General features: G+C 68.2%; 11 protein-coding genes. 1 reads left to right on the top strand and 10 read right to left on the bottom strand.

Features of this window, described 5'->3' with window-relative positions:
- Positions 1-282: 282 nt before the first annotated feature.
- The 10 genes from rbsK to NP80_RS20830 all read right to left on the bottom strand — a co-directional run bounded on the left by rbsK (position 283) and on the right by NP80_RS20830 (position 11,381).
- Positions 283-1,215 carry a ribokinase gene (gene rbsK / locus NP80_RS20875; protein ID WP_045594122.1) on the bottom strand — a complete coding sequence of 311 codons (933 nt, stop codon included), beginning with the start codon at positions 1,213-1,215 and terminating at the stop codon, positions 283-285.
- Entirely contained in the window at positions 1,212-2,243 is a 1,032-nt protein-coding gene (locus tag NP80_RS20870) for a LacI family DNA-binding transcriptional regulator (RefSeq protein WP_006400140.1), read from the bottom strand. The genes rbsK and NP80_RS20870 overlap by 4 nt, the downstream gene beginning before the upstream one ends.
- 34 nt (positions 2,244-2,277) lie before the next feature.
- Positions 2,278-3,297 carry an ABC transporter permease gene (locus tag NP80_RS20865; protein ID WP_006400141.1) on the bottom strand — a complete coding sequence of 340 codons (1,020 nt, stop codon included), beginning with the start codon at positions 3,295-3,297 and terminating at the stop codon, positions 2,278-2,280.
- On the bottom strand, positions 3,294-4,898 hold the full coding sequence (locus tag NP80_RS20860; protein ID WP_006410947.1) for a sugar ABC transporter ATP-binding protein: 1,605 nt from the start codon (positions 4,896-4,898) through the stop codon (positions 3,294-3,296). The genes NP80_RS20865 and NP80_RS20860 overlap by 4 nt, the downstream gene beginning before the upstream one ends.
- 145 nt (positions 4,899-5,043) lie before the next feature.
- Positions 5,044-5,994 carry a sugar ABC transporter substrate-binding protein gene (locus NP80_RS20855; protein ID WP_006400143.1) on the bottom strand — a complete coding sequence of 317 codons (951 nt, stop codon included), beginning with the start codon at positions 5,992-5,994 and terminating at the stop codon, positions 5,044-5,046.
- Positions 5,995-6,307: 313 nt separating this feature from the next.
- Entirely contained in the window at positions 6,308-7,234 is a 927-nt protein-coding gene (locus NP80_RS20850) for a CysB family HTH-type transcriptional regulator (protein WP_006400144.1), read from the bottom strand.
- Positions 7,235-7,308: 74 nt separating this feature from the next.
- Positions 7,309-8,370, bottom strand: coding sequence for a sulfate/molybdate ABC transporter ATP-binding protein (locus tag NP80_RS20845; protein WP_006404868.1), 1,062 nt, complete (start codon positions 8,368-8,370; stop codon positions 7,309-7,311).
- Between the two features lie 13 nt (positions 8,371-8,383).
- Positions 8,384-9,331, bottom strand: a complete 948-nt coding sequence (gene cysW, locus NP80_RS20840) for a sulfate ABC transporter permease subunit CysW (protein WP_006410942.1) — start codon at positions 9,329-9,331, stop codon at positions 8,384-8,386.
- Positions 9,328-10,227, bottom strand: coding sequence for a sulfate ABC transporter permease subunit CysT (gene cysT / locus NP80_RS20835; protein WP_006400147.1), 900 nt, complete (start codon positions 10,225-10,227; stop codon positions 9,328-9,330). The genes cysW and cysT overlap by 4 nt, the downstream gene beginning before the upstream one ends.
- Positions 10,228-10,343: 116 nt before the next feature.
- Positions 10,344-11,381: a sulfate ABC transporter substrate-binding protein gene (locus tag NP80_RS20830; RefSeq protein ID WP_006400148.1), complete on the bottom strand. Its 1,038-nt coding sequence runs from the start codon at positions 11,379-11,381 to the stop codon at positions 10,344-10,346.
- A 264-nt stretch (positions 11,382-11,645) separates the two neighbouring features.
- Here NP80_RS20830 and lexA point away from each other — a divergent pair, with 264 nt between their 5' ends.
- Entirely contained in the window at positions 11,646-12,293 is a 648-nt protein-coding gene (gene lexA / locus NP80_RS20825) for a transcriptional repressor LexA (protein ID WP_006400150.1), read from the top strand.
- Positions 12,294-12,295: the final 2 nt, after the last annotated feature.

The following is a 12,295-nucleotide window of genomic DNA, read 5'->3' as shown; positions in this document are numbered from 1 at the left end:
CGTCGTTCCTGTGTTGCGTCGCCGAGGCGGGCCGTGGCCCGTTACGCCGAACATTGTTTCGGTTCCCGTATTTACGACGGCGCGCTAAACAACTTGATGGCATTCGAGCTTACTTTTCGTTTAATACGTCTGTTTATTACAGATTGCTGAATAATCGCATGAAAGGCGACGCCTGCCTTCGCAGTCGAGCCGCGAAAGCGGATGCAAGAGGACGACGATGCGGGAAGTGGACTGCGGCCGCCGTCGGACGTGACGGAGCGGCCGCGAAGGGACGGAAATGCGTCAGTCGCCGAGTTCGGCGAGCGTCGGGATCGACGGCTGGGCGCCGGCACGCGTGACCGATACCGCGGCCGCGCGCTGTGCGAAGCGGATCGCGTCGTCGACGTTCGCACCGGCCGCGAGCCGTGCGGCGAAGCCGCCGATGAACGTGTCGCCGGCGGCCGTCGTGTCGACCGCGCGCACGACCGGCGCCGGATAGTGTCGCGCGATGCCGTCGGCCGTCAGCGCGAGCACGCCGCGTTCGCCGAGCGTGATCAGCACGTTGCGCGCGCCGCGCGCCTGCAGCGCCCGCGCCGCGACCTCCGCGTCGGTCGCATCGCGCACCGGGCGGCCGGTCAGCGCAGCGGCTTCCAGTTCGTTCGGAATCAGATAGTCGACCAACGCGAGCCAGTCGGCCGGCAGCGGCGCGACAGCCGGTGCCGGATTGAGCACGACCGTGCGGCCGAGCCGGCGTCCGGCGGCAAGCGCCGCACGCACCGTGTCGGGCGGCGTCTCGAGCTGGCAGATCAGCACGTCGGCGGACGCGAGCGTCGCTTCGTGCCGCGCGACCGTCTCCGGTGTCACTTCGCCGTTGCCGCCCGCGACGATGACGATCGCGTTCTGGCTTCCGTCGTCGACGACGATCAGCGCGACGCCGGTCGGCGCCGACGCGCTCGTCGCGAGCCCCGTGCAGTCGATCCCTTCGGCTTCGAGCCCCGCGCGCAGCGCGTCACCGTGCGCATCCGCGCCGACGCAGCCGATCATCGCGACCTGCGCGCCGAGCCGTGCCGCCGCGACGGCCTGGTTGCCGCCCTTGCCGCCCGCCGCCTGCGCGAACGCGTGGCCCGCGAGCGTCTCGCCCGGCAGCGGCAGCCGCGGCGCGCGCACGACGAGATCCATGTTGAGGCTGCCGACCACCGCGACGCGGCCGGCCCGCGCTGCCGCGCCGGCCGTCATGCGCGAGAGCCGGACGCGGCCGGTTCGCGATAGACCGCCGTCGATTCGCGCAGCACGAGCCGCGGCGACACGACGCGCCGCCGGCTCGGCGCCGCCGACGAACCGCCGCCGATCCGCTCGATCAGCGTCTGCGCGGCCATTTCGCCGAGCGCGCGCACCGACTGGCCGACGGTCGACAGCGCCGGATACGTGTAACGCGAGAACTCGATGTCGTCGAAACCGATGATCGAACAGTCGTCGGGCACGCGCATCCCGCGCTCGGCGGCCGCGCGCAGCGCGCCGACGCCCATCAGGTCGTTGCCCGCGAAGATCGCGCTCGGCCGCACCGATTCGAACAGCCGCGCCGCCGCGTGATAGCCGCCGAGGCAGGAAAAATCGCTTTCCGCGATCGCGCCCGGCACGATGTCGATGCCGCGCTCGGCCATCGCGCGGATGAAGCCGTGCACGCGCATCGCGCTGACGGCCGTGTCGGTCGGCCCGGTGATGCAGCCGATCTTCGCGTGGCCGAGTTCGAGCAGATGGCGCGTCGCGAGATAGGCGCCGCGCTCGTGGTCGATCTGCACGAGATCGGCCGCGAGCCCTTCGATGTTGCGGTCGACGACGACGAGCGGCGCATGCGCGTCGGCGAGCGTCTGCGCGAGCACGGCGTCTTCGCCGGCCGACGCGACGATCAGCCCGTCGATGCGCTTTTCCTGCAGCACGCGCAGGTAGTTGCGCTGCTTGACCGGATCGTCGTCCGAGTTGCAGAAAAACACGCAGTAGCCGTTGGCCGCGCACTGATCCTCGATGCCGCGCGCGAGCTCCGCGAAGTACGGATTCGTGCTGTTCGGCACGACGAGGCCGATGGTCGCCGTCGCGCGGGCCTTGAGCGAGCGCGCGACCGCCGACGGCACGTAGTTCAGCTCGCGGATCGCGCCCTCGACCTTCGCCCGTACGTCCGCGGACACCGGCCGCGAGTTGTTTACCACGTGCGATACCGTCGTAAACGACACGCCCGCCATGGCCGCCACATCCTTGATCGTCGCCATTTCCCGTTTCTCTCTGCTCTTTCTGTTGTTGGTCTTACCGCGTGCGCGTGCGCCGGCTGCGATACGTGTCGAGCACGACCGCGACCACGATCACCGCCCCGGTGATGATCCGTTTCGTCGGCTCGTTCGCGCCGATCTGCGCGAGGCCCGCGGCGAGCACCGAGATGATCAATACGCCGAAAAACGTGCTGATCACCGAGCCGCGGCCGCCCATCAGGCTCGTGCCGCCGATCACGACGGCCGCGATCACCTGCAGCTCGAGCCCGGCGCCCGCGTTGGGATCGGCGGCCTCGAGGCGCGAAATCTGGAACAGCGACGCGAGCCCGGCGAGCGCGCCCATCAGCGCGAAGACAAGGATTTTATACGGCCGCGGGTTAACCCCCGCAAGCCGCACGGCCTCCTCGTTCGTGCCGATCCCTACCAGATAGCGGCCGAACACGGTGCGCGTCAGCACGAACTGCGCGGCAATCATCACCGCGACGGCGATCAGAAACGCCGGCGAGATGCCCAGCGCGATCGGATTCGACAGGAAATCGAACGCGTCGCCGATATACGCGGTGCGCGAATTCGTCAGCTGGTAGGCGAGGCCGCGCGCGGCCTCGAGCACGCCGAGCGACACGATGAACGACGGAATCCGCCACCCGACCGTGACGGCGCCCGTCAGCGAGCCCGTCGCGGTCGCGACCGCGATGCCGATCAGCGCGGCCGGCAGCGGCCCCCACTGCCACTTCAGCGCGGCGACGCTGACCATCGACGCGGCGAGCGCGAGCACCGAGCCGACCGACAGATCGATCCCCGCGATGATCAGCACGAACGTCATCCCGACCGACATCACGACGAGGTCGGGAATCTGGTTCGCGATCGTGCTGAACGTATCGTAGGTCAGGAAATGCGAGCTCAGCGCCGAAAACAGCGCGATCATCGCGATCAGCGCGCCGGCGAGGCCGAGATAGTTCGACACGCCGAGCCGCGTGCCGGACAGCGTGCGCGCGCGGCGGCCGGTCGCGTCCTGCGCGGCGCCGGCATCGGTCGGGGTGACGGGGGGCTGGGTCATTGCGGTCGTCCTGTCGTCGAAGTTCCGTTCGCGGCGTGCGCGTCAGGCGGCGGTGCACCGTGCGGCGCCGCGTCGCGGCCGAAGCCCGCGAACGCCGCGGCCAGCAGCGCATCCTGGGTCCAGTGGCCGCGCTCGAACACGGCCGTCATGCGGCCGGCCGACATTACGCCGATCCGGTCGCAAATCAGCATCAGTTCGCGCAGGTCGCTCGATACGACCACGAGCGCGCGGCCTTCGCGCGCAAGCGCGCCCATCAAAGTGTAGATTTCGAATTTGGCGCCGACGTCGATGCCGCGCGTCGGCTCGTCGAACAGCAGCACGCCCATGTCGCGCGCGAGCCAGCGGCCGATCACGACCTTCTGCTGGTTGCCGCCCGACAGTTCGCCGACCGGCTGCGCGGCGCCGTGCGCGCGGATGCGCAGCGCGTCGATCTGCCGTTCGGCGAGCGCCGTCTCGCGCGCCGTGTCGACCACGCCCGCACGCGCGAGCCGGTCGAGCTGGCCGAGCGACACGTTGGCCGTGACCGACTGCGACAGCAGCAATCCCTCGCCCTTGCGATCCTCGGTGATCAGCGCGATGCCGAGCTGCACCGCATCGACCGGCGAGCGGATCGCGACCGGCCGCGGCGGCTGGCCGACCGCGATCGTGCCGGCGTCGGGCGTATCGGCGCCGTAGATCAGCCGCAGCAGTTCGGTGCGCCCTGCGCCGATCAGTCCGGAAATGCCGAAAATCTCGCCCGCCCGTACCTCGAGCGACACGTCGCGCACGGCCGGCGCACGCGTGAGCCCCGAGACGACGAGCCGCGGCGCACCGATATGGCGCTCGCCGAGATCGATGTGTTCGCCGATCTCGCGGCCGACCATCAGCGTGACGAGCGCGTCGGACGTCGTCGCGGCCATCTCGCCGACGTGCACGAGCCGCCCGTCGCGCAGCACCGCGACGCGCTCGGCCACGCGCGCGAGTTCCTCGAGCCGATGCGAGATGTAGACGATCGCGACGCCGCGCGCCTTCAGCCGGTCGATCTGCTCGAACAGTAGTTCGACCTCGCGTGCGGTCAGCATCGCGGTCGGTTCGTCGAGGATCAGCACGCGGCAGTCGCCGATCAGGTTGCGCGCGATCTCGACCATCTGCTGATGGCCGATGCCGAGCGCGCCGACCGGCGTGTCGGGATCGATCGCATCGAGCCCGACCTGCGCCATCGCGAGGCGCGCGTCGTCGCGCAGCCGCGCGCGATCGATCACGCCGAAGCGGCGCGGCAGACGGTTCAGGAACAGGTTTTCGGCGACGCTCAGCGTCGGCAGCAGGTTCAGCTCCTGCATCACCATCCGCACGCCGAGCGCCTCGGCGTGCGTGCGGCTCGCCGGTGCGTACGGCTCGCCCGCGAGCTGCATGGTGCCGGCGCTCGGCTCGACGAGCCCGCCGATGATCTTCGACAGCGTGCTCTTGCCCGCGCCGTTCTCGCCGGTCAGCGCCAGCGCCTCGCCCGGCACGAGCGCGAGCGTGACGTCCGCGAGCACCGGCTCCGCGTACGTCTTGCCGACGCCGGAAACGGACAGCACCGGTGCGGTGGGACGGGAAGAAGATTGGAAGGTCGGTTCCATCGCGATCCTGGTTGCGGCCGCGCGCATGCGGCGCGCGGGTGTGACGCTCACAACTGCATCGGCATGCAGCGGCCGTGATCGCGCTCACACCGGATAACGGCCGCCGCGCCGGATTCTTGAGGGCGGCGGCACGCGCCGCGCGGCGTCACTTCGTCACGAGATCGACCGGCGTCTCGACCACGCCCGACAGCTCCGCCTGCTTGCGGTGCTCGGCGATCGCCTTCAGCGCCGTGTCGATGCCGAACACGGCCTGCTTCGCGGCGTACTGATCGGCCGTCGCGAGCACGCGGCCGTCCTTCAGCATCGGCTTGATCGCGTTGATGTTGTCGTAGCCGACCACGTACACCTTGCCCTGCTTGCCGGCCGCGCGCACGGCCGACACGGCGCCGATCGCCATGTTGTCGTTGCCGCACAGCAGCGCCTTCAGGTTCGGGTATTCGTTCAGCATCGCGGACGCGACCGCGTTGCCCTTGTCGATTTCCCATTCGCCCGATTGCACCGACACGACCTTCATGCCGCCCGCCTTCATCGCATCCTGGAAGCCGGCCGTGCGCTGCTGCGCGTTGGTCGTCGTCGACACGCCTTCGACGATGCCGACCTGGTCGCCCGCCTTCAGCTTCTTCGCGAGGTAGTCGCCGACCTTGCGCGCACCCTTGCGGTTGTCGGGCCCGACGAACGGCACGTTGAGGTTCTTCGACTTCAGCACGTCGGGGTCGAGCCGGTTGTCGATGTTGACGACGATGATGCCCGCGTCGACGGCCTTCTTCACGACCGGCACGAGCGCCTTCGAGTCGGCCGGCGCGAGCACGATCGCGTCGACCTTCGACACGATCATCTGCTCGACGATGCGGATCTGGTTCGCGGTATCGGTCTCGTCCTTGATCCCGTTCGTGATCAGGTCGAACTGGCTCGCGTTGTGTTTCTGGTATTCCTTCGCGCCGTTTTCCATCGTCAAGAAGAACTCGTTGGCGAGCGACTTCATCACGAGCGCGACCTTCGGCTTGCCGGCCGCTTGAGCGTGGACGGCGGGAGCGGCGGCAACCGCGACGGCAGCAAGCGCGGCGGTCAGAAAGCGACGGCGAAAGCGGACATTCATACACATCTCCTGGCGACTGGCCCGTCGGGGCCGACTGTTGTTTTATTGCGAGCAAACGTTTGCGCCACACTACCCGGCGATTGGCCATCGATGCTGCTTGTCGGTACCAAGGAAGAAAACAAGGCAGACGGCCGACTGCCTGACGCGTGTCGTCGTTTACACGCCGCCGCCGGCGGACGCCGGCGGAGTGAAGGTATGCTGGACCGTTTCGCGCCGGCGCGCAACCCGTCTAATCAATATTTAAGGGTTTATTCGGAGCGCGCCGACGGCAGACGGGACGCGCGCGAAGCATGCGCACGCCCGCCCGCGCCAATCACACCGCTTCGCGCAACTGGCCGGCGATTTCGGCCTCGCTCAGGTGCGGCGCGAACATCTCGATCAGCCGATACGCATACGCGCGCAGGAACGCGCCCTTGCGCAGCCCGACGCGCGTCGTGCTCGCCTCGAACAGATGCTGCGTGTCGAGTGCGACGAGCCCCGTGTCGCGCTGCGGATCGTAGGCCATCGCCGCGACGACGCCGATACCCATGCCGAGTTCGACGTAGGTCTTGATCACGTCCGCGTCGATCGCGGTCAGCACGACGTCGGGCACGGCGCCGGCCTGCGCGAACGCCTGGTCGATGTGCGAGCGGCCGGTGAAGTCCTGGTCGTACGTGATGATCGGATACTCGGCGATTTCGTCGAGCGTCAGGTTTTCGCGGCCCACGAGCGGATGCCCCTTCGGCACGACGACCGTGTGATGCCACGAATAGCACGGGAACGTCACGATGTCCGGATAGCGGTCGAGCGCCTCGGTCGAGATGCCGAGATCGGCCTCGCCGTTCAGGATCATCTGCGCGATCTGCTGCGGGCTGCCCTGCCGCAGCGCGAGATGGACCTTCGGGAACACGTCGGTGAACTGCCGGATCACCTTCGGCAGCGCGTAGCGCGCCTGCGTGTGCGTCGTCGCAACGACGAGGTGGCCGCTGTCCTGATCGGCGAACTGCCGTGCGACGCGCCTCAGGTTCTCCGCGTCGAGCAGCATCCGCTCGATCAGCTGATGCACGGCCTTGCCCGGCTCGGTCAGGCCCGTCAGCCGCTTGCCGCGGCGAATGAAGATGTCGACGCCGAGTTCGTCCTCGAGGTCCTTGATCTGCTTCGACACGCCCGACTGCGACGTGTAGAGCACGTTCGCGACCTCGGTCAGGTTCATGTTCTGGCGCACCGCCTCGCGCACGAAGCGCAGTTGCTGGAAGTTCATGGGTATGCCTCTTGGGCTGTCGTTGTTCGATGGTCGATATGGAGCGCCGTGCGCTCCTTCCTGCCTGGCCGGCGTCAGCGCGCCGGAAATACGCGTACCGCACGCGGCACGGCCGTCGCGCCGTCGCCGACCTGCAGCGACAGAGCGCGCCATGCGTCGCGGTCGAGTTCCGCCTCGAGCGCCCCGCCCGCGCGCGATTCCAGCTCGACGCGCACCGAGCCGCCCAGCGGAATCACGCGGCGCACGTCGACCGCGATGCCGTCGCGATGGCCCGCTTCGGCGGCCGGCCACAGCTGCAGATCGTGCGGCCGCACGTACGCATGCGCGGGTCCCGCGAAATCCGCGTCGACCGCGATCGGCGCGGCCGCGCCCTCGGCGACGAAGCCGCGCTCGGCCACCGTGCCGGGCAGCCGGTTCGCGGCGCCGAGGAATTCGTAGACGAACGCGCTCTGCGGATGATCGTAGACCTCCTGCGGGCTGCCGACCTGCTCGACGCGGCCGCGGTTCAGCACGACGATGCGATCCGCGACTTCGAGCGCCTCCTCCTGATCGTGCGTGACGAAGATCGTCGAGATGTGCAGATCGTCGTGCAGGCGCCGCAGCCAGCCGCGCAGCTCCTTGCGCACCTTCGCGTCGAGCGCGCCGAACGGCTCGTCGAGCAGCAGCACCTTCGGCTCCACCGCGAGGGCGCGCGCGAGCGCGATCCGCTGGCGCTGGCCGCCCGACAGCTCGGACGGATAGCGCTGCGCGAGCCAGTCGAGCTGCACGAGCTTCAACAGCTCGTGCACCTTGTCGCGAATCGCGGCTTCGGACGGCCGCTCGCGGCGCGGCTTCACGCGCAGCCCGAACGCGACGTTCTCGAACACGGTCATGTGGCGGAACAGCGCGTAGTGCTGGAACACAAAGCCGACCTGCCGGTCGCGCGCGCCGACCGATGCGACGTCGAGCCCCTGCAGCACGACCTGCCCCGCGTCCGCGTGCTCGAGGCCCGCGATCACGCGCAGCAGCGTGGTCTTGCCGCAGCCGGACGGCCCGAGCAGCGCGACGAGTTCGCCGGGCGGGAAATCGAGCGACACGTTGTCGAGCGCGGTGAAATCGCCGAAGCGCTTCTGGAGATGACGGACGGTGATACCCATTCTGGTTGCCTCTTTACGATTTCGACGAAATGGCGGCAGGGCCGGCATGTGCGGGAACGGCGTCGCGCGCGCCGGACAGCTCGGCGGCGAGATGGCGTTCGGCGAGCAGCTTCAGCGCGAGCGTCACGAGCGCGAGCAGCGCGAGCACCGATGCCACCGCGAACGCCGCGGCGAAGTTGTACTCGTTGTAGAGAATCTCGACGTGCAGCGGCATCGTGTCGGTCTGGCCGCGGATATGGCCGGACACGACCGACACCGCGCCGAATTCGCCCATCGCGCGCGCATTGCAGAGGATCACGCCGTACAGCAGCCCCCACTTCACGTTCGGCAGCGTCACACGGCGGAAGATCTGCCAGCCCGACGCGCCGAGCACGCGCGCGGCCTCTTCCTCGTCGCTGCCCTGTGCCTGCATCAATGGAATCAGCTCGCGCGCGACGAACGGGAACGTGACGAAGATCGTCGCGAGCACGATGCCCGGCACCGCGAAGATGATCTGCACGTCGTGATCCCGCAGCCATGGGCCGAGCCAGCCCTGCGCGCCGAACAGCAGCACGTAGACGAGGCCCGAGATCACCGGCGACACCGAGAACGGCAGATCGATCAGCGTCGTCAGCAACGCCTTGCCGCGAAACTCGAATTTCGCGATCGCCCACGACGCGCACACGCCGAACACGAGGTTCAGCGGCACGGCGATCGCCGCGACGGTCAGCGTCAGCTTGATCGCGGCCCACGCGTCCGGATCCGCGAGCGACTCGAGGTAGAAGCCGACGCCCTTGCGCAGCGCCTCGACGAACACGGCCGCGAGCGGCACGACGAGAAAGAAGGCGAGAAACGCGAGCGCGATGCCGGTGAGCAGCCAGCGCACGGCGCGCGGCTCGCTGACGGGATCGAGCCGCTTCGCCGCGCGCGCACGCTCGGCGGACGACGGGTTCTTGAGCACGGCGGTCACCTCCTGCGTCATGGCCGGCCTCCTGCCGCGACCGCGGCGGTATCACCGGACGCGGACGCGGGCGCACTCGCGCCGCGGCTCGTACGGCGCTGCAGATACCACTGCAGCGTATTGATCAGCAGCAGCATCAGGAACGACACGACGAGCATGACGACCGCGAGCGCGGTCGCGCCCGCGTAGTCGTACTGTTCGAGCTTCGTGATGATCAGCAGCGACGTGATCTCCGACTTCATCGGCACGTTGCCGGCGATGAAGATCACCGACCCGTATTCGCCGAGCGCACGCGCGAACGCGAGCGCGAAACCGGTGAGCAGCGCGGGCAGCACGGCCGGCAGCACGACGCGCCGGAACGTGAGCCAGCGCGACGCGCCGAGGCACGCGGCCGCCTCCTCCTGCTCGCGCTCGAAATCCTCGAGCACCGGCTGCACGGTGCGCACGACGAACGGCAGGCCGATGAAGGTCAGCGCGACCAGCACGCCGAGCGGCGTGAACGCGACCTTGATGCCGAACGGCGCGAGATACTGGCCGACCCAGCCGTTCGCCGCGTAGACGGCCGCGAGCGAAATGCCGGCCACCGAGGTCGGCAGCGCGAACGGCAGATCGACGATCGCGTCGACGAGCCGCTTCAGCGGAAACGTGTAGCGCACGAGCACCCACGCGACGAGAAAGCCGAACACGGCGTTGATCAGCGCGCCGCCGAATGCGGCCGAGAACGTCAGCCGGTACGACGCGAGCACACGCGGCGACGTGACGGCGGCGACGAACTGGTCCCACGACAGCGTCGCGGTCTTCAGGAACGTGGCGGCGAGCGGAATCAGAACCACGAGGCTCAAATAGGCCACCGTGATGCCGAGCGTCACGCCGAAACCGGGCAGCGCGCTCGGCTTGCGAAAGGTGTACGTGGTCATCGGATGCTCTTGCTGGGTCGATGCTCATGGGCCCGACGCGAACGCCGGCGCGACAGGTCGCGCCGGCGGCGTCCGGGACGCGGCGCACTACGTGGCGCGCCGCTGTCGTTGTCGTGTTACTGCGGCTTGTAGATCGAGTCGAACACACCGCCGTCCGCGAAATGCGTCTTTTGCGCATTCGTCCAGCCGCCGAACGTGTCGTCGACCGTGTACAGCTTCAGCTTCGGGAACTGCTTGGTCAGCTCCGCCGGCACGCTCTTCGAGCGCGGCCGATAGTAGTTGCGCGCCGCGATTTCCTGGCCCTGCGGGCTGTACAGGAAGTTCAGGTACGCTTCGGCGAGCTTGCGCGTGCCCTTCTTGTCGACGACCTTGTCGACGACCGCGACCGGCGGTTCCGCCAGAATGCTCGCCGACGGTACGACGATCTCGAACTTGTCGGGCCCGAACTCCTTGATCGACAGGAACGCCTCGTTCTCCCACGCGATCAGCACGTCGCCGATCCCGCGCTGCACGAAGCTCGTCGTCGCGCCGCGCGCGCCCGAGTCGAGCACGCCCGCGTTCTTGTACAGCTTCGTGACGAATTCCTTCGCCGACTGCTCGCTGCCGCCCGGCTTGTGCAGCGCATACGCCCACGCGGCCAGGTAGTTCCAGCGCGCGCCGCCCGAGGTCTTCGGGTTCGGCGTGACGATCGACACGCCCGGCTTGGTCAGGTCGTCCCAGTCCTTGATGCCCTTCGGGTTGCCCTTGCGCACGAGGAACACGATCGTCGACGTGTATGGCGACGCGTTGTCGGGCAGGCGTTTCTGCCAGTCCTTGTTCACGAGCCCCTTGTTGGCGAGCGCGTCGATGTCATAGGCGAGCGCGAGCGTCACGACGTCGGCCTGCAGGCCGTCGAGCACCGAGCGCGCCTGCGCGCCCGAGCCGCCGTGCGACTGCTTGAAGTTGACCGTCTCGCCCGTCTTCGCCTTCCACTCTTTGCCGAATGCCTGGTTGAAGTCCTGGTACAGCTCGCGCGTCGGGTCGTACGACACGTTCAGGAATGTCGTATCGGCCTGCGCGTGCGTCGCGACGCCCAGCGCCGCCGCCGCGCCCAGCGCGAGTGTTGCAATCAAGCGGCCCGCCCCGCTCATCAGCCCCGTCGTGCGCTTCACCATCCTTGGTTCTCCAGTGTTGTCGGTATTGCGATGTCGGGCCAGTCTATCGAACGGGCTACATGATTAAAAATAATCCTTCTTCATTTTTTAATACTGAAAAGTGCTAACGCAATACAGACGGACGGTTGCGGCAGACGAACCGGCGCATGGACGTCGCAATCGGGCGTCGGAACCGGCGCGATCGCGTCGAACTTCACGTAACACTTGAAATTCTCAAAGTACTGTATAAAAATACAGCTCACTGTCTATCCATACAGTTGAACCATGACCAAACTCACCGCACGCCAGCAGCAAGTGTTCGACTTGATCCGCCGCGCGATCGAGCGCTCCGGTTTTCCGCCCACTCGCGCCGAGATTGCGGCCGAGCTGGGTTTCAGTTCGCCGAACGCGGCCGAGGAGCACCTGCGTGCGCTGGCGCGCAAGGGCGTGATCGAGCTGGCGGCGGGCGCGTCGCGCGGCATCCGGCTGCTCGGCGGCGACGACGCGCCGCACCAGTTCACGCTGCCGCATGCGGGGCTGATGCAGCTGTCGCTGCCGCTCGTCGGCCGTGTCGCGGCCGGCAGCCCGATCCTCGCGCAGGAGCACATCTCGCAGCACTTCGCGTGCGATCCCGCGCTGTTCTCGAGCAAGCCCGACTATCTGCTGAAGGTGCGCGGGCTGTCGATGCGCGACGCCGGCATTCTCGACGGCGATCTGCTCGCCGTGCAGAAGCGCACTGAGGCGAAGGACGGCCAGATCATCGTCGCGCGGCTCGGCGACGACGTCACGGTCAAGCGTCTGATGCGCCGGCCGGGCGGCATCGAGCTGATCGCCGAGAACCCGGATTACGAAAACATCTTCGTCAAGGCCGGCAGCGCGGATTTCGCGCTGGAAGGCATCGCCGTCGGGCTGATCCGCTCGGGCGAACTCTGACA

The organism is Burkholderia multivorans ATCC BAA-247, from assembly GCF_000959525.1.
Taxonomy (GTDB): Bacteria; Pseudomonadota; Gammaproteobacteria; order Burkholderiales; family Burkholderiaceae; genus Burkholderia; species Burkholderia multivorans.
Note: the sequence above shows the minus strand (reverse complement) of the source record. Positions and strands in the feature narration are given on the sequence as shown.